17 protein-coding genes are annotated in these 18,292 nt (G+C 51.1%); 3 read left to right on the top strand and 14 right to left on the bottom strand.

Going from position 1 to position 18,292, the window contains the following annotated elements:
* Positions 1–5 precede the first annotated feature (5 nt).
* Complete coding sequence (locus tag IPQ00_00525) at positions 6–395, bottom strand: BMC domain-containing protein (GenBank protein MBL0239053.1); 390 nt, start codon at positions 393–395, stop codon at positions 6–8.
* A gap of 210 nt (positions 396–605) precedes the next feature.
* Here IPQ00_00525 and IPQ00_00520 point away from each other — a divergent pair, with 210 nt between their 5' ends.
* Both IPQ00_00520 and guaB read left to right on the top strand, forming a co-directional pair.
* Positions 606–1,628 carry a helix-turn-helix domain-containing protein gene (locus IPQ00_00520; GenBank protein MBL0239052.1) on the top strand — a complete coding sequence of 341 codons (1,023 nt, stop codon included), beginning with the start codon at positions 606–608 and terminating at the stop codon, positions 1,626–1,628.
* Positions 1,629–1,710: 82 nt separating this feature from the next.
* A complete protein-coding gene (gene guaB, locus IPQ00_00515) occupies positions 1,711–3,180 on the top strand; it encodes an IMP dehydrogenase (protein MBL0239051.1) in 1,470 nt (489 codons plus the stop codon).
* Here guaB and IPQ00_00510 read toward each other — a convergent pair whose 3' ends face one another.
* Positions 3,181–5,082, bottom strand: coding sequence for an ABC-F family ATP-binding cassette domain-containing protein (locus tag IPQ00_00510; GenBank protein ID MBL0239050.1), 1,902 nt, complete (start codon positions 5,080–5,082; stop codon positions 3,181–3,183). It lies immediately after the preceding gene.
* 86 nt (positions 5,083–5,168) lie between these two features.
* The gene (locus IPQ00_00505; GenBank protein ID MBL0239049.1) at positions 5,169–6,419 is read right to left on the bottom strand and encodes a SurA N-terminal domain-containing protein; all 1,251 of its coding nucleotides are present in this window, start codon (positions 6,417–6,419) and stop codon (positions 5,169–5,171) included.
* A gap of 140 nt (positions 6,420–6,559) precedes the next feature.
* On the opposite strand from IPQ00_00505, the gene IPQ00_00500 reads away from it, so the two are divergent.
* Positions 6,560–6,754 carry a 50S ribosomal protein L28 gene (locus IPQ00_00500; protein ID MBL0239048.1) on the top strand — a complete coding sequence of 65 codons (195 nt, stop codon included), beginning with the start codon at positions 6,560–6,562 and terminating at the stop codon, positions 6,752–6,754.
* 68 nt (positions 6,755–6,822) lie between these two features.
* On the opposite strand, the gene IPQ00_00495 is transcribed toward IPQ00_00500, so the two are convergent.
* From IPQ00_00495 to tgt, 11 genes are all read right to left on the bottom strand, one after another.
* Complete coding sequence (locus tag IPQ00_00495) at positions 6,823–7,203, bottom strand: RidA family protein (GenBank protein ID MBL0239047.1); 381 nt, start codon at positions 7,201–7,203, stop codon at positions 6,823–6,825.
* 99 nt (positions 7,204–7,302) lie between these two features.
* Complete coding sequence (locus tag IPQ00_00490; GenBank protein ID MBL0239046.1) at positions 7,303–9,510, bottom strand: bifunctional (p)ppGpp synthetase/guanosine-3',5'-bis(diphosphate) 3'-pyrophosphohydrolase; 2,208 nt, start codon at positions 9,508–9,510, stop codon at positions 7,303–7,305.
* 134 nt (positions 9,511–9,644) lie between these two features.
* Positions 9,645–10,703: a hypothetical protein gene (locus IPQ00_00485; protein MBL0239045.1), complete on the bottom strand. Its 1,059-nt coding sequence runs from the start codon at positions 10,701–10,703 to the stop codon at positions 9,645–9,647.
* A 72-nt stretch (positions 10,704–10,775) separates the two neighbouring features.
* Complete coding sequence (locus IPQ00_00480) at positions 10,776–11,252, bottom strand: biopolymer transporter ExbD (protein ID MBL0239044.1); 477 nt, start codon at positions 11,250–11,252, stop codon at positions 10,776–10,778.
* 51 nt (positions 11,253–11,303) lie between these two features.
* Positions 11,304–11,744, bottom strand: a complete 441-nt coding sequence (locus tag IPQ00_00475; protein ID MBL0239043.1) for a biopolymer transporter ExbD — start codon at positions 11,742–11,744, stop codon at positions 11,304–11,306.
* Positions 11,745–11,785: 41 nt separating this feature from the next.
* The gene (locus tag IPQ00_00470; protein ID MBL0239042.1) at positions 11,786–12,535 is read right to left on the bottom strand and encodes a MotA/TolQ/ExbB proton channel family protein; all 750 of its coding nucleotides are present in this window, start codon (positions 12,533–12,535) and stop codon (positions 11,786–11,788) included.
* 106 nt (positions 12,536–12,641) lie between these two features.
* On the bottom strand, positions 12,642–13,457 hold the full coding sequence (locus IPQ00_00465) for a TonB family protein (protein ID MBL0239041.1): 816 nt from the start codon (positions 13,455–13,457) through the stop codon (positions 12,642–12,644).
* Between the two features lie 438 nt (positions 13,458–13,895).
* Complete coding sequence (gene secF / locus IPQ00_00460; GenBank protein MBL0239040.1) at positions 13,896–14,999, bottom strand: protein translocase subunit SecF; 1,104 nt, start codon at positions 14,997–14,999, stop codon at positions 13,896–13,898.
* A gap of 35 nt (positions 15,000–15,034) precedes the next feature.
* Positions 15,035–16,726: a protein translocase subunit SecD gene (gene secD / locus IPQ00_00455; GenBank protein MBL0239039.1), complete on the bottom strand. Its 1,692-nt coding sequence runs from the start codon at positions 16,724–16,726 to the stop codon at positions 15,035–15,037.
* A 25-nt stretch (positions 16,727–16,751) separates the two neighbouring features.
* On the bottom strand, positions 16,752–17,054 hold the full coding sequence (yajC, locus tag IPQ00_00450) for a preprotein translocase subunit YajC (GenBank protein ID MBL0239038.1): 303 nt from the start codon (positions 17,052–17,054) through the stop codon (positions 16,752–16,754).
* Between the two features lie 54 nt (positions 17,055–17,108).
* A complete protein-coding gene (tgt, locus tag IPQ00_00445) occupies positions 17,109–18,290 on the bottom strand; it encodes a tRNA guanosine(34) transglycosylase Tgt (protein MBL0239037.1) in 1,182 nt (393 codons plus the stop codon).
* Positions 18,291–18,292 lie beyond the last annotated feature (2 nt).

Raw genomic sequence — 18,292 nt, 5'->3', positions numbered from 1 at the left:
CAATACTATTTTGTCTTAGTTTTAGTGCCTTCGGCTGCTGAACCCGTTCCGGCCCCGCCTGAACCGAGTTGACGTCCGCCACCTTGAAGGGCTTTCTCGTCAGGGCTGACGCCGACCTGGCCGCCCTTAGGCAGAACGCGTTCGACTTCCTGATGCGGACGTGGGATCACGTGCACGCTGATCAATTCGCCGACCCGACGTGCCGCTGCTGCACCGGCATCCGTTGCCGCCTTAACAGCTCCGACATCGCCTCTGACGAATATCGTCACAAAACCGGCACCGATGTATTCCTTTCCGACCAGTTGCACATTTGCGGCCTTGACCATCGCATCTGCCGCTTCAACGGCACCGATAAAACCTTTGGTTTCGACCATTCCGAGAGCTTCTAAACTCATTGATTATTCCTCGCTATTCTGACTGCAATTTGGATTCTAATATACCACCTAACGATTGCCAAAAGCTAACCGTCTGAAACTCTTTCTATAACTAGTATTTACGAGACAAACCTGACCGAAACGATTGACATCATAAGCCCAAGAGCGATATATTTCAGTGTAAGTTCACGATTTGGCTCGATTAAGCTCGACCGTCCATTCATAAAAGAAATGTCATTAACTCTCGGTGAAAAATTGCGACAGGCTCGCGAGGAAAGAGGTATATCTATAAGCGAAGTCGCGGAGCAGACCCGCATCTCCGCCCATTACCTGGAGTCGATCGAGAATGATGACTATCGCCCTCTACCGGGCGGTATTTTCAATAAGGGTTTTGTTAAATCCTATGCGAAATTTATTGATATCGACGAACAGGAAGTCCTTCAGGACTACGCTCGCCTGATCGCGGCAAATGACAATGAAGCAACGGACGAAATCAAACACTATAGACCTGAGGTTCTGACCGACGACCGCAACGGTTCGATGATCCCAACTATAATAGTTGCGGTAGTGATCTTGGGTCTGATGACTGTGGGCGTACTTTATCTCGTAGACTATTTACGGAATCAGCCCGATCGCCCGCCGTCAGTTGCTGTCAATACAAATTCAAATGCGCCGGCAAACACTGCGGACGGAACGGTACCCGAAAAGCCTAAGTCTCCTGAGTTCTCGGCGTCGAAATTTGAATTTGCCGCTGTAAACCAACCCGTTCGTGTTCTGGTAACGAGTGACGACGTTAAAACTGACAAATCAGTCGCCTCGGACGCACCATTGACCTTTGAACCGAAGGAGAGCATTAATTTCAACTACAACCGATGGAATGCCCAGTCGGTAAAATTGACCATCAACGGGAAAGCGATCGCCTTGCCCGCTACGCCGTTATCACCCGCGGATGGTGGACGTATCCAATTTACGATCTCGAAAGATAATTTTGCGAAAATTTGGGAAGCCGGTTCGATCAATGGCGAAATTCCCGAACCTGCAGCAAACGGCAACACGAACACTGCGTTAGCGAATGCGGTATCAACTCCGGCACAGGTTTCACGGCCAACGCCAGTGGTTAAGCCGACGGCTAACGTCGACACCACCGCGACACCGGCGAACAAACCGGCGGCAACACCTAAACCGGCCCCGACGGCCAAACCGGCGGCAACGGCCAAACCGGTCACAACGGCTCCGGCTAATCGGCCCCAGTAGATGAAGTGTGCACGGTTATTGAAAATTGATCATACGGTGTCCGCAAGGTAATTGCGGACATTTTTGTTTAACTGCTATTAAAATGAATATCAAAGAAATTAACGAAGGCCTAACTTTTGACGACGTATTGCTCGTCCCGGCATACTCTGAGATCCTGCCGAATGAGGTCGATACACGGACACGATTTTCTCGAAACATCGAATTGAATATCCCGCTCTGCTCATCCGCGATGGATACCGTTACTGAGGCCAGCCTTGCGATCGCCCTTGCTCAACAGGGCGGTATCGGCGTGATCCACAAGAACTTTTCGATCGGACAGCAGGCCGAAGAAGTGGATAAGGTAAAACGAAGCGAATCCGGTATGATCGTGGACCCTGTGACTATCGGACACAACCAACTCGTTTCTGACGCCCTCGCGATAATGGAACGCTACAAGATCAGCGGTGTACCCGTAACGGACGAAGCCGGACGACTGGTCGGGATCATAACCAATCGTGATCTGCGTTTCGAGACTCGCTTTGACATTCCCGTTTCAGAGATAATGACGCCGCAACCCTTGGTCACTGTGCCCGTCGGCACCACGCTTGACGAGGCAAAGGTTAAGCTCCAAAAGCACCGCATCGAAAAACTGCTTGTCGTTGACGAAAATGGTCACTTAAAAGGTCTTATTACGGTCAAAGATATTCAGAAGGCAATCAACTTCCCGCTTGCCGCCAAGGATGGGTTTGGCCGGCTAATGTGTGCCGGTGCGATCGGTGCAACCGGAGATTTTTTGGAACGAGCGACCGAGCTTGTAAATTCGAGGGTCGATGCGATCGTCATTGACACCGCGCACGGTCATAGTTCGAGGGTAATGGAAGCGGTCAAGAGCGTTCGTGCAAAGTTCCCCGAGATCGAAATAATTGCGGGTAATGTCGCAACTGCGGAAGCGACAAAAATGCTGATCGCAGCGGGTGTAGATGCAGTTAAGGTCGGTATTGGCCCGGGTTCGATCTGTACGACCCGTGTGGTCACAGGTGCCGGTGTGCCGCAGATCTCGGCGATCACCGAATGTGTCGCCGCAGCCAAGGGCACCGGAGCACCGATCATTGCGGACGGTGGCGTTAAATTCTCCGGCGACGTCGCAAAAGCGATTGCTGCGGGAGCAGACTGTGTGATGATCGGTTCACTATTTGCCGGCACGGAAGAGTCTCCGGGTGAGGTCATCCTCTTCCAGGGGCGCAACTTTAAGTCATATCGTGGAATGGGCTCGATCGGAGCGATGAAAAAAGGTTCGAGTGATCGATATTCCCAAGAGGGTACCGTCTCGGACGCCAAATATGTGCCTGAGGGTATTGAGGGCCGCGTGGCTTATAAGGGGTCGGTTGCCGATATGGTGACCCAACTCGTCGGCGGGCTCAGGTCAGGTATGGGATATACCGGGTGCCGATCTATCGCAGAACTTCAAAACGATGCGAAATTTGTCCGCATCACTTCCGCCGGATTACGCGAATCACACGTTCACGACGTTATTATTACCAAGGAAGCCCCAAATTATCGCGTCGAATCGTGATCACCTTAATTGATCGGCCGCCACTGACCATTCATCATATAGAGCCTGAATACGGGCTTCGATAGTGGTCAGTTTTTCTGTGGCCTCGGCCAATTTGCCGTAATCCGCGGCAACCTTTGGCAAGGCGATCGTCGAAGTAAGCTTGGATGCCTCGAGTTCAAGTGCCGGGATCTCAGTTTCGATCACCCGAATCCGCTTTTCGAGTTCGTTACGCTGATTCTTTGAGAGGGTCGATGTCGTCGAGGATTCAGATGATTGCGAGCGTCCCGCATTGCCGTTCTTGGAAACCGCGGCAGATATGGCCGGTGTACTATTTAGTTTCCAATCGTGAAACTCAGTATAGTTTCCGGCAAAATCGAGCACGCGGCCGTCCGGCTCAAAACTCAACATTTGACTGGCGATCTTATCTAAAAAGAAGCGGTCGTGGCTCACGACGATGATCGTACCGTCGTACTCCTCAAGTGCGTTTTCGAGCGATTCGCGAGACGGGATATCGAGGTGGTTAGTCGGCTCATCGAGTATCAAGACATTTTTTTGAGAGTATATGAGTTTTGCGAGAGCGAGCCTTCCCTTCTCACCGCCCGACAAGGCCGAAACAGGCTTGAAGACGTCTTCGCCCAAAAACAAAAACTTAGCCAGAAAACCACGAAGTGTGTTGTTATCAGCCATCGGGGCGACCCGTCTTAGTTCCTGTACGACTTCATTTCGCGGTTCGAGGCCCTCGAGATTTTGCGAGTAATAACCAATGTTGGTCTTGGTGCCCCAATGGATCTTTCCGTCCAATTCGCGAATATTTCCCAGGATCGTCTTGATCAGAGTAGTCTTTCCCGTCCCGTTGCCGCCGATAATGCCGAGAGCGTCTCCGCGATGTAACGAGAAATTTAGCTTTGTCGCCAAAACTTTATTTTCGTAACCAATGGTCAGGTCCTCGGCCGTCAGCACATTGTTGCCGGTTCGCTCGACCTGTCTTAGACCGAAATTGCCGCCGGATTTCTCACTCGTGACGGCCTCGATACGATCCATCCTTGCGAGCAGCGTACGGCGGGATTTGGCCTGCTTGGTCTTTTGCCCCTCAAGATTGCGGCGAATAAATTCCTGAGTTTTGTTGATAAGCGCTTGTTGATTCTCGTATTCGCGCAGTTGCTGTTCACGTCTAAGCTCACGTTCTTCGAGATACTTCGAGTAATTGCCCTTATAAGTGACAGCGACGCCCCGATCGATCTCGATCACTCGATTGGTGGTTCGGTCGAGAAAGTAGCGATCGTGGCTTACGACCACATAGGTTTTGTCGTATGACTTCAGAAACTCCTCGAGCCATTCGACTGCGTCCGTGTCGAGATGATTGGTCGGTTCGTCCAACAGCAACACATCCGAATTCGATAGCAGAAGCCGAACCATCCCCAGACGGTTCTTTTGGCCGCCGGACAATGTGCGTACATCATCAGCCCACTTTTCGGACGGAAAGCCCATCCCAAGCAGAACGGCCTCAGCCCTGGCAGCGTATGAAAATCCATCCGCGTGCTCGAATGCCGTCTGAAGGTCGGCGTACCGTTCGAGAACCGCGTCGGAATGGTCCGTTTCCATCTGCTTCTCGAGTTGCCGCATTTCGGCCTCGATGTCGTGAATTTCCTTAAATGCCGATAGGGCAGCCGTATGCACGGTCTCGGCGTTTCCAAAATCGACGTGCTGATCGAGGAGTCCGAGGGTCAGGCCGTTCATCTTTATGACTTCGCCCTCGTCGGGTGCTTCCTGACCGGTGATGAGCCGAAACACGGTGGTCTTACCGGCTCCGTTACGACCGACCAACCCGACCTTTTCAGACGGATTCACCTGAAACGAGACACCCTTGAGTATCTCGTTTCCGCCGTACGATTTCCACGCGTTGTTGATTCTAAATAACATCTGTCAGTGATCCGTTTCAAATTGAAAAAGGCAAAAGGCAAAAAAGTACTTTGCCTTTTACCTTGATCGATCGAACACACGTAGAACTACTTGTTCGCCGGGGCGTTTGCCGAGGGCTTTGCTTCGGGTTTTGCCGGAGCGTTGGCCGCAGGTTTGGCATTCGCATTCGTGTTTGCCGCAGTATTCATATTTGCGGCTGGCGGCGTGTTAGCGTTCGCTGCCGCGGTGTTGGCATTTGCCGCCGGTGTGGACGAACCTGCCGGACGTGCTCCGCTGAGCTCGTTCGGATTGTTCACCACTTTCTTAGCCAGCAGGTTGTCGATCTTCGCTTCGTTCATCGCAATTGCCTGATACGAGGCTGCAAGCAACTGCTTGCGGTTGTTTACCAGAAGGTCATTGATCTGTTGACGAACACCCGGACTTTCGATCGTCTGGGTCTCTTCCTTCTCAATGCGCTCCTGGAGCTTGAAGATATACCCTTTACCGTTGAGCGGAATAACATTCGTAACGCCGCCGACGTTGAACTGCGGGCTCATAAATCCTGCCGCATTCTGAGCACCGAAGTTGGTCTTGAGGTCCTCTTCGCTGATATACCCAAGGTCTCCGCCCTGCAATTTGCTCGGATCCTCGCTGTATTCGCGAGCGAGTGAGGCAAAATCGCTGCCGGGTTGTGAAAGCTTGGTCAGGATCTCTTTGATCTTGACGTTGGCTTCGGCGTCGTTTGTCGTCGTGTCGCCCTGCCCGCTGTTTGAAGGATCGATAATGATAGCGGCAAGCCTTACACCTCGCTTTTTAACAAAAAGATCGGAGTTGCCGGCAAAGAAATCGGTGATCTCCTTGTCTTTCGGAACTTCGATCCGGCCGGTGACCTTATCAACGAGCTTCTTGATCGCGAGGCCTTTCTTGATCGACTCGCGAAATGCTACTTCGTTGAGCCCCGCGGCGGTCATCTGTTTATCAAACTCTTCGGCCGAGAGACGGCTTTCGACTTTTTGTTTGTTGACCTCAGCCGAAACTTCTTCGTCCGTTGGGACGGTGGCTTCTTTTTCGGCCTTTTGGAACATTACTTCCTGCTCCACCAAGTTCTGAAGAACCTGAAGGCGTGCACCGGCGAGCTCAAGCGGTGACAATTTGCTTTCCTGTCCCTGAGCCTGCTGTTTCACCGCACGGTCGACCTCTTCCATTTTTATGACCTTGCCATTTACGGTTGCGGCTGTCTCATTTGGGTCAACCCCACCGGTCGCTACATTGGCGGCCGGGCCGCCGCATGCGGCAAAAAACGCAGCAAAAACGCCGATTGCGGCTGCGGTCGAATACTTAACAAATTTGTTTTGCACTGTGGCTCTTACTCCTTTCAACTTATCGATCTGTTGCATAACTTGACTATACCTGGTCCAATTTGATATAAAATCTATTTTTGAGTTTTAACAAAAACTCTTCTTAGTACCTCGTACTATTTATCGGAGGCAATAATATTATGGCTAAACGCTGCGACGTATGCGGAAAAGGTCCGCAATTTGGAAACAACGTATCACACGCTAATAACAAGACGCGACGACGATTTAACCCGAATCTTCAATCTGTCCGTGTCCAGCTCCCTGCTGGCGGCAACGGTCGGGCTAAGGTTTGTACCCGATGCATTAAATCGGGAAAGATCATCAAGGCTGCGTAAGTATTTGAGTTTGTGTTAACTCTTTGGGTTGCCAGACGGCGATGTAAAATCGGCGTCTGGCTTTTCTATTACCCAACTAACGCTATACAGTCGATCTCGACCCGGGCATCCCTCGGCAAACGTGCCGCTTGAACTGTGGCTCGGGCCGGTTTGTTCGCGTCAAAATATTTGCCGTAAACTTCGTTCATCGCGGCGAAATCATTCATATCCGCTAAAAACACCGTAGTTTTAACAACGCCGTCGAGGCTCGATCCGGCTGCCTCGAGGACTGCCGAAAGATTTTTCAAGACCTGTTCCGTCTGCTCAATGATATTTTCGGAAACGAAGTTCCCCGTTGCCGGGTCGATCGGTATCTGGCCCGAACAAAATACCATATTGCCCGTCTTTATCGCCTGCGAATAAGGCCCGATGGCTCCCGGAGCATTTTCGGTCGAGATAATTTCTTTCATTTGTTCACAATTCCCTGCAAAAATCTTCCTTAAGCAAAAGGCGAATTCTAGCAAATTATGTAGAAAAAGGAAAGTAGAATGGCGTGAAAAGGTATGGGTTTAGGAGTTTATCCGCTCGACGGCGATCACACCCGGAACGTGTCCGATCGCACCAATGACCTTGTCGAGGTGCTTTTTGTCAAATACCTCGACCGTCACTTCGACCAATCCAATGTCGTCCTTTGAAACATTAGCCCGGGCATCGCGAATTCCCGTCTTAATATCCGCGATCGCGTTGGTAATGCCGGCCAGCATTCCGGTGCGGTTTTCGGTCGTTACCAGCAATTGCACGGACTGTTTTTCGCTCTGCTCGCTGCGTGCCCATTCGACCTCGACAATTCGCTCTTTATTGACCATCAGGTGACCCATATTCTTACAGCGTTTGTTATGGACCACGATGCCCTTTCCGAGCGATATGTAGCCCACGATGTCTTCGCCGCGGAGCGGATTACAGCATTTGGCACGAGATGTAAGTAGATTATCGACACCCTTTACGACGATCGCGTCTTCGCCGAGTCCGATAAATTTCTTTACCGCTTTTACGCCGTTTGAGATGCGTGTGTCTTTTTTCTTTTCCGGGTCGAGCTCATCAAATTTCTCGGCGCCAAGGAATTTTGCAATGATGTTGCGCGGCAGCACTTTGCCGTACCCCACCGAGGCCAGAAGGTCCTCCGGACGACTTAGTCCGTATTCGTTCGCGATCCGGGTCATCTCAGAATCGTTGGTTAGAAACTTCTTTGGCGCCAGGCGAAAACGATCTGCTTCTTTTTCCAGTAGCTTTCGGCCGATCTCGACGGACTCCTCACGTTGCTGTTGCGTGATCCAATGTCGAATACGACTGCGAGCCTTGGACGTGACAACGTGATTAAGCCAATCCCGCGTCGGCTTTGCGTTCTGCGTCGTGAGGATCTCAACCATGTCGCCGTTTTGGAGTTCGGTCCGCAGCGGAACGATACGCCCATTGATCTTCGCGCCGGTGCATTTGTCTCCCACGCCCGAGTGAATGGCATACGCGAAGTCCAGAGGCGTCGCTCCCCGAGGCAGTTGAATGACCTTGCCCATCGGCGTAAAGGCATAGACATCCTTGGGAAATAGGTCGAGTTTTAATGATTCGATAAAGTCTTCGGAGTCTTCGTTTTCCTCATTGGTCTCAACCAGTGGCAGAAGGAGCTTTTCTACCGTCCTCCGGAGCTCGTCAAGGGTGTCGTCGTCCTTATGGGTACCTAGGCTACTCTCTTTATACTTCCAGTGCGCAGCGACGCCCTCTTCCGCCACCAAGTGCATTTCCTGCGTACGTATCTGCACTTCGAAGGGTACGCCGCCGTCGCCGATGACCGATGTGTGGAGCGACTGGTACAGATTGTCGCGCGGCACACCGATCCAGTCCTTGAAACGCTCAGGGACGGGCGTCCAACCGTCATGAATTACGCTAAGTGCCAAATAACAGTATTTGCGGTCATTCGGCGTGATGATACGAGCGGCGATGAGATCGTAAACCTGCTCGATGCGTATCTTTTGCTTCTTTAATTTCTTCCAGAGCGAATAGAGACGCTTTACGCGTCCCTCGACAGCGACGAATGGGACGTCATACTCTGTGAGTTTTTGAGCAATAGTTTCGCGGATATGATGCAGTGCGGACTCTAATTCCGGCCGTCTTGCATCAACTTCTTTGGCGAGCTTTTTATACTCGTCGGGGTATAAGTTTTGAAACGACAGGTCCTCGAGCTCGCTCCGCATCTTACCCATACCGAGCCGATGAGCGATCGGAGCATATATATCCAAAGTCTCCTGGGATATTCGAGCTCGCTTCTCCGGCTTCAGAAACTGCATTGTCCGCATATTATGCAGCCGATCGGCAAGCTTGATCAAAACGACCCGAACGTCGGTGATCATAGCTAAGACCATCTTTCGGACGTTCTCCGCCTGCTGCTTTTCTTTGGAAAGGCTACTGATCTGGGCGATCTTGGTCAGACCGTCGACCAAAAGCGTTATCTCATCCCCAAAATAGGAGCGGATGGTATCGAGATCGACAAGCGTGTCTTCGACGACATCGTGTAGCAATCCGGTCGAGACGCTGACCTCATCAAGACGCATATCAGCAAGGATCTCGGCTACCTCAAGCGGATGCACCAAGTACGGTTCGCCTGAGGCACGGGTTTGTCCACGATGATGGAGAGCCGAAAAAAGATAGGCGCGGCGGATAAGATCGACATCGGCAAGCGGCCGATTGTCTGTCACCTTTTTTATGACGTCTTCGATCCTGATCATAATTATCGACTTTCGTCAGTTCGCCAAATCCAACCGAACAACCCAAATTTAGAAAACCTTACCCACAAAAAGAAAAATGGTGATGCCCACTTAATTATAAATGAGCATCACCAAGGTTGGAAAGAAATATCGATCTACTTCTTATTAGCGTTGCTGTTCGCGTTCTTCTTCTCGGCTGCTTCCTTTGCTGCGGCACGTGCCTCAGACTCGGCCTGCATTTTCTTGCCGATGTCGCTAAGTTCCTGGAATTTAGTCTTAGCGGCGTCCGCTTCTGTCTTCAATGAGTCGTGAAGCGTCGCGTTGCCTTCCATTTCAGCTAAACGCATAGCCTGGACCAGCAAACTGGCTTTGTAAGAACGTGTCGATTCGAAAACCTTGAAGACCTCAACGTTAAGTGCGAGTTGTGCATCCGAAAGTGTTGCCACGTTCAAGGTTGCCGAATTCTTAACATCGTCGGGCTCGATCGCGACCGCTTGGTCGATCAATCGGTTACCCTCGGCGACACACTCCTTCAGTTTCGAAAAGTCCTCGGCGTTCGCTGGCTTTACGAATTGGTAAGCGTCCTTGCCATCCTTCTTAATGGTCTTTTTGGTCGCTTCCGTGTCCGTAATGTCATTAGCACACGTATTCATCTTGGCCGTCAACGAACTCAGAGCCCGAGCTCGTGCGGTGACCGGGTAATCTGCACTATTGGACACCTCCGTCTGCCATTCTTTAGCCTTATCAGGCTGAGCGAGATTGTCATACAAACTCGCAATGGCACTAGTCGTACTATTCACGTTCGAAAGCGATGCAAGGTACTTTCGCAGGACATCCTCGGCAGTTTTATTCGCATTGTAAGCCGCAGAAGTATCTTTGAGGTCCTTCAGCGAGAGCGGAAGGCTCTTTTTGTACTCAGCTAAGGCCTCTTCGGCCTTACTCTTGTCACTACGGTTACCGATGTAGATCGAGTGCAAGGTCCGAGCGAGTGAAAGCTGTGCAGTCCTGCCCTCGACCGTCTCGCCATTAGGATCTTTCGACGCCGCGTATCTGAAAAGCTTTTCAGCTTCGCCAAATTTACGGTCCTTATAGGCCTTGGCACCGTCGACCAAATTCTTTCGGGCAATAACCCGGTTGTAATAAGAGCAATTCGCTCCAATGAATACGGAAACTGTTATTATTAGTAACAACCCGAAACGAGAGAATCTCATCATTTGACTCCATCCACCATTCAGCACGGCATTTCTTTGCAGCGTTAAGCTCGCAGAAAAACAGTGCCAAGAATATTAATCTGTTAAATCGTCGACCTGTAGGCCGATCGGCGTTGCGCCGGCCCATTTAGCTGCGTCGATAACCCTTACCACGTCACCATATCGGACGCTTTTGGGACTCTTAATGAAAAGCGTTTTCTCAACTTCGTTAGAACCCTCACGCAACACGCCGTTATCTTCGCGTTGCTTAAAGATCTCCTTAAGTTTATCTGTCAGCTTTTCGGTATCCGTAACATTGCCGAACGGTTCATTGTTCAGCGTTACGGCCTTGGTGTCCTTGTTGATCGCAACCACCAGCGTCAGCGGATTTGGCTTGACGTTGGCCTGTGGCTGGTCTTTCGGTTCCGCCGGAACCTTTGCCTCAAAACGGCTCGGTTTTAACGGCGTGATGACCATAAAAATGATCAGAAGCACGAGAAGAACGTCGATCAAAGGTGTAACGTTAATTGTTGGCTTGGCCTCACCTGAGCCTCCGCCGCTAGACATTCCCATAACTTTGTAATTGATTCGCCGGGCCCGGTAGGCCGGGCCCGCGAAACTTCTCTATTTCTTTGGTTCGCCCTTTTTCTTATCAGCGACCAATCCGATCTTGTCGATGTCCTGTTTACGAATGGTATCGATCGCCTGTACGACCCGGCCGTACTCGACATCTACCCCACTCTTAATGTAAACAATGCGCTTTTCAGGCGTCTTGCCTTCCATACGCTTTTTGATCACATCCCCCAGAGCGTCGATCGGGTACTGTTCCTTACCGATATAAAAATTATTATTATCGGGTATAGCAATAATGACCGACGAATCCTTTGCGATATCACCATCCTCATCCGGACTGATCATATCGCGGGGCAAGTTGACCGATACACCCTGCTGTAGCAGCGGTGTGACGATCATAAAAATGATCAAGAGCACCAACATAACATCAACCATCGGAGTGACGTTGATATCTGAGTTATATTCCTGGGCTCCGCCCACTTGTGCACCCATAGCAGTAAATCTCCTAGTTGGCTCTCGCCAAGTTCCCGAATTTAGCCGCGGAGGCTTTTAGCACGCTGCTTGATGAAATAATCGACCAATTCTGAGGCCGAGTTTTCCATTTCAACGCTAAAGCCAGTGACCTTGTTCGTGAAGTAGTTAAACAACCAAACGGCCGGGATAGCTACGAGAATACCGAATGCCGTAGCAACCAGGGCTTCTGCGATAGCACCACCGACGGCGCCGATACCGGCTGATTCGTTGGTCTTGAGGGCCTGGAAAGCTCCGATGATACCGACCACCGTTCCAAACAGTCCGACAAACGGTGCGGTTGAACCGACGGTTGCGAGACCCGAAAGGCCGCGTTTGAGTTCGGCGGTCTTCACGGCGATCGCACGCTCAAGAGCACGCTTCGATGCTTCCATTTCATCAGCCGAGATGTCGGTATTGCCCTGGTGTGCGGCAAATTCCTTCAAGCCCGACGAAACCACCATTGCAAGGTGCGAATCTTTGTGCTTGTCGCTGATGTTGATCGCTTCGTCGATGTTGCTGTTCTTAAGTGCCTGAGCAACTTTAGGAGCATACTGGCGAGACTGCTGTTTAGCCTTGTTATAGGTCAACCAGCGTTCGATGCCGACCGCGATCATATAGACCGACTGGATCAGAAGCGTGATGATAACGCCCCAACCCGGAACCGTCAGGCTCTTTGCGATATCGTAGATACCAAACGAGACACCCTCGCCGGTAAAGAGTAAGTAAAAGCCCGAAATGTCCGATGCGACCAGGCTGCCAAGAAATGTCATGATTTTTCCTCCAAAGAAATCAAAAAGAATTTAATTGATTGCAAATTAAACTGTCATTTGCGGTGCGGCACCTTGCGATACCGCACCTTCGATCTATTACGTTCCCCTACGGGACAAAGTTATATGTGATCACGCCCGAAACTTTTACGGCCTGGCCGGAAAGCAGCGTCGGACTGAAACGAGCACCTCGTGCGGCACCTTCGGCAGCGGCCCGGAGCAATGGATGCCCGCTAACTGCGCTTGCCGAGACCACGCGGCCCGACTCGTCGATCAAAACCTGTACACTAACTGCACCCGATGCCCGGACGGCTTTGGCTGCCGGCGGATAGCCAGGCTTAGGCAGGCTCGTGGCCTTACCGTTCAGAACACCGCCTGACACAGTTTTAGGTGCAGGCTTAGGCGTTGCCTTGGGTGGCGGCGGCGGAGCGTCGTCACCGTCATCTCCGGCGGCATTGTTGCCGGTTCCGGTAGAGATCCCCTGAGTTCCACCGCTATTGACCACGCGTGCTGCACCTGGATCAACCTTGGCTCCGGTATCAGAGTTCGTGGTTCCGATCTTGGTCAAGCGGTCTTCGCGCATCTGCGGAATATTGCTCTTGACCGTGCTTATCTGATCCGGCACCTTGGGCGACGCATTCATATTCTGAATCAGCTCCTTACGAACGTCGACGTCCGGTTCGGCCTGCTTCTTCTCCGGCTGCTTTTCGGGCTCCGGCTCCGGCTCTTCCGCCGGTGGCGGCGGAGCGACAAGCGTCGACAACTCAAGGTCGCCGGACCCCATTCCGTAATCCTTTGCGAAAAGGCTATAGGTCCAGGCACCCAAGAGAGCCGTCACGGCGATTACGAAAGTCGCTAACAGGAACTCGCCACGGCGCTTATTTTCCTGAGAATTATTTTTTGATTCAACTAATTGATCAAGCATTTTACTTCCTCCCTTTTTTTCCGGTGCCAAATGTTAGGTCAAGGGTTACGAAACCTTACAATTACTTCGATGAAACAAACTGAGACACGCGTTGTAAGAGACACTTAACGTATCGATCTCAAATCGCGTGCTGCTGAATTTCCGAATACTGTTTTTTTGACATCAAGTGCGGACAATCGAGACTCTTGCGGGTCAAACATACAAAAGTACTACTAATTCCCTAACTGATTCGCAAAACGAATACGGAAAAACGCAGACACGAACATTAAATTGACCAGCAACGAAATGAAGTCTAAAAGTTTAGAATTGGAAAGTCAAGAATAACAAAGGCGTTTATGGACAAAATGCCAACTTTTTTCAAATAAATCAGCCGCGATCCAAGTCTTAAAACGAACCTTGGTCCGTTAGTCTCAAATCGCGGCCGCAATTGTCGCCATTCTACCTAGTTACAGGTCGACGCGTGACCGAGCGGCGGGAGGCCGAAGCCATCTTTTCCGTACCCGATTGGGGAATCGAAACATCCTTGACTCTTGAATTTCCGATCTTTCCCTGCCACCAGATCGCGATCGGACTTGCGATTGCGATAGTAGAATACGTTCCGGTGATCGAACCGACAAATAGTGCCAGCGAAAACCCTCGGAGCACCTCGCCGCCGAACAGCACAAGTGCCAAAACAGCCAAAAACACAAGTCCATTAGTTACGATCGTTCGCGACATCGTCTGATTGATCGAATCGTTGGTAAGCTGGTATATCGGCTTGTTGCGGTCGAGCGTAAGATTTTCGCGGATTCGGTCGAAGATCACGATCGAGTCGTTAACCGAAAATCCGACAAGCGTTAGCAATGCTGCCAAAACGGTCAGGCTGATTTCCCATTGGAATACCGAGAAGAAAGCAAGTGTGATCAGAACATCGTGGAACACAGCGATGACCGCACCGGCGGCATATGTCCAATCGTATCGGAAAGCGATGTACAGCAGGATGCCCACGAGACCGAGCAACGTCGCGATGACGGCCTGATTTCGCAACTGAGCACCCGCGACAGGCCCGACCGAGTCGGTTCCAACGATCTGGTACGCCGCGGCTTCATCGTCCGCCAGCCTTTTGCCGGCTTCAGCTTCCTTACCGAAGGTGTCTAACGCCTTCTTTACCATTTCCCGACCAGCATTGACCTGTGTTGCGTTTGCACCAGTTGTATTCGTGCCATCCGCCGGAACTTCCGTGGATAATCCCTCGAAAAGCGGCACCTTGATCAAGACCTCGTCTTGCTTATCCAACGACGACTGGATCACAGCGTCTGCGATATTCTGGCCCTGGAGGGCGTTGCGGATATCGTCCTCGGCGGGTTTGTTGCGGAATTTTGCCGTAATAACGGTTCCACCCTGAAAGTCGACGCCCAGATTGAACGCTTCAGTCCCGCCCGGCGACACTTGCCGCCCAACAGCCGAAAACAAACCTGCAAACAGGATCGCGATCGACAAAAAGATCAGTGGCTTTCGCAAGCCCATCCAATCAACATTGATATTCTTGAAAATTTCTAACATCTTTAGTTTGCCCGGCAACAAATGCCGGCAGTCGATTAAATACTAAGTTTCTCCATTTTGGGGTTACGATGAAGTAGCCACATGAAGATGGTCCTCGAGACAAATACAGCCGAGAACAGATTGATCAAAAGCCCCAAAACGAGTGTTACGGCAAATCCGCGGATCGGTCCCGAACCGTATAGGTACAAGATCGCCGATGAGATGATCGTCGTGATGTGGGTGTCGATGATGGTAATAAACGCTTTGTCAAAGCCCAATCCGATAGAGTCGGCGATCGATTTACCGGCCTTTAATTCTTCACGAATTCGCTCGAAAATAAGTACGTTCGAGTCAACGGCCATACCGACGCCCAAAATAAGTCCGGCGATACCTGGCAGAGTCAGCGTCGATTTGATCACGATCAGTGCCGCCATCGTCAGGAGCATATTCATAATCAAAGCGATGACCGCATTGACACCTGATCCGCGATAGTAGATGAGCATAAAGACAATTACGAACGCCATTCCGCCGATCGATGCCTCGACACCCGCCTTGATCGAATCAGCACCCAAGCTTGGCCCGACCGTACGTTCTTCCTGATACTCGATCTTTGCCGGCAGTGCACCTGACTTCAGCGTCAACGCCAGATCCTCCGCCGAGGTCTTGGTAAACTTCCCAGAGATCTCGCCTGAATCAAAGATCTGCGATTTGATGAACGCCGCTGATTTGACCTCTCCGTTCAGGAGTACGGCCATATAATTATTGATGTTCTTTCCGGTCCAATCGCCAAATTTCTGAGCACCGCCGGGTTTGAACGAGAACGATATCTGATAATCGCCTTCGCTGCCCGTACGTGAAACCGCGTTAGCTTCACGAAGTTCGCTACCGTCCACAACCGACGGATACTCAACAACTACAAACCTGCTAACCTTTGCGGCCGGGTCGGTCTTAGCCGTTCCGGCAGCAGACGGTTCGTCGCGATCCGCGTAAGGATAGACTTTCCGAGTTTGTGTCTCCGCACCGCCGATCGACTGCAGTGCCGCCTCTTTCGTCGGGTATGTCTGCACCGGCGAGGGATTTGGCGGGCTGACGATCTTTGCGAGTGAAAGATTAGATTCAGCACCAATCAACTTCTTGACGCGTTCGGGGTCATCGACACCCGGCATCTGCAGCAATATCTGACCCGAAGTATCAGAACCGTGCTTCTGGAGTGTCGGCTCCTTAACGCCGAACGCATTTATCCGACTCTCGATGATCTTTAACGCCTGATCGACGGCTTGGCGCTTCATTTGATCCTGAGCCTGATTGGGCAATGACCAAACGATGTCGTTACCGCTGCTGCTCTGGGTCCAGGCCGAAAAATCGACCTTTTTCTTAATTTCGTCGATCACTGCTTGCTGCTGCGACGGATCAGAAAGTGTCAGATTAACAGAGTAGCTGCCGTTATCGGTCTTTACGGTGTAAGCAGTTGCGGGCAATTGGGCATCCTGAGCCGTCGTGAGTGCGGCCTGGCCGTTATTTTCCGTCAGCGTTTTGAGGTAATCGTCAGTTTTGACACGCATCACGAGATGCGAGCCGCCTTTCAGATCGAGCCCCAGATTTATGTTCTCAGCCAAATTCGCCTTAATGCCGGTCCAGCTAAAATCGCTGGCAACAGGCACTCTGCGAGGGCCAAAAACGAGATATACCCCGGAGAGCGTGATCGCCAGGATAACGAAAGTTCTGATCCACAAACCTTTGTTCTTCATTACTAAATACGCGTAGAGCTAATCCTTATTCCGCCTTACGGCCAACAACCGCACTCTTACCAACTTCCAAAAACGACTTTTCAGCGCTTTGAATAATAAAGCTGGTTTCTTTGACCTCTTTGATCTTACCGATAAGTCCGCCATTGGTGACGACCTCATCGTTGATCTTGAGTTCAGCGATCATTTCCTGAAGCTTCTGTTTCTGCTTCTTCTGCGGAAGGATGACCAAAAAGTAGAAAATACCGAAGATAAAGACGAAAGGAAGTAGTGTCCAGAGGATACTGCCACCGCCGCCGGCATCTTGAAAAAAGAGCACTAAATTGTTCATTGTTTATACTGCCTAAAGACAAAAACGTAATGATATACATTTGATAGAGTATTATCAAACGCTCTCGGCCCCGTTTGCTTTAAGTCCTTCTAAAAATTTGCGGCGAAAATCTTGAAATTCGCCATCCTTGATGGCCGCTCGCACACTTCGCATCGTATTTAGAAAGAATGCGACGTTGTGATGCGAGATAAGGATCGCGGCGTTCATCTCGCCCACTTGATACAAATGACGTAGATAGCCCAGCGAATATCGCTTGCACACCGAGCAGGTGCATTCCGGGTCGAGCGGGCCATCATTTCTCGCGAATTTTGCATTGCGGATATTGAGCTTTCCCCTCGAGGTAAAGGCACTTCCCGTCCGTCCGTTGCGCGTCGGAATAACGCAATCGAACATATCGACACCGCAATTCACCCCTTCGATGAGATCCTCGGGCGTGCCGACTCCCATTAAATATCGTGGTGCATCGGCCGGCATCTTGGGGGCAAGGTGGTCGAGCACCTCGTACATAACAGACTTTTCTTCACCGACACTCAATCCGCCGATCGCGTATCCGTCGAATCCGATCTCGACGGTTCGTTCGAGGCTCTCGGTCCTGAGCTCTAAATGGCCCGCTCCCTGGACAATTCCAAATAGTGCCTGCGTTATACCCGACCCGTTCACCTCAAGATAGCCGCTATCCATTCCGGTGGCCTGAAGCTCGTCAAAGCGATCTTTGGAACGCCTCGCCCATCTTGCGGTCAACTCTAGGCTTTTACGGGTCGCGTCGACTCCGGCGTCACCGGGCGGACATTCATCGAATACCATCACTATGTCCGATCCCAGTGCAGCCTGTATTTCCATCGAAACTTCCGGCGACAAAAAATACTTCGTACCGTCGATATGCGAGCAAAATTCGACACCGTCCTCGGAAAGCTTTCTCAGATCGGTAAGCGAGAAGACTTGAAATCCGCCGGAATCCGTCAATAGCGATCGGTTCCAAGACGAAAAGCGGTGCAATCCGCCCAATTCGCGAATAATATCGACACCGGGCCGCAGAAAAAGATGGTATGTGTTGGCAAGGATGACGCGGGCGTCCATTTCGTCCTCAAGCCATTCAAAACGAACCCCTTTTAAGGCACCTTGTGTGCCGACCGGCATAAAGACCGGCGTTTCAATTTCAGAACGCCGCGTTCGCAAAATACCGGTTCGAGCCTCACCATCTTGGGCTGTCACTTGCCAATCGATCGGACTTACCATTG

The organism is Chloracidobacterium sp., assembly GCA_016720705.1.
GTDB lineage: Bacteria > Acidobacteriota > Blastocatellia > Pyrinomonadales > Pyrinomonadaceae > OLB17.
This window is presented reverse-complemented; position numbering and strand designations above follow the sequence as displayed.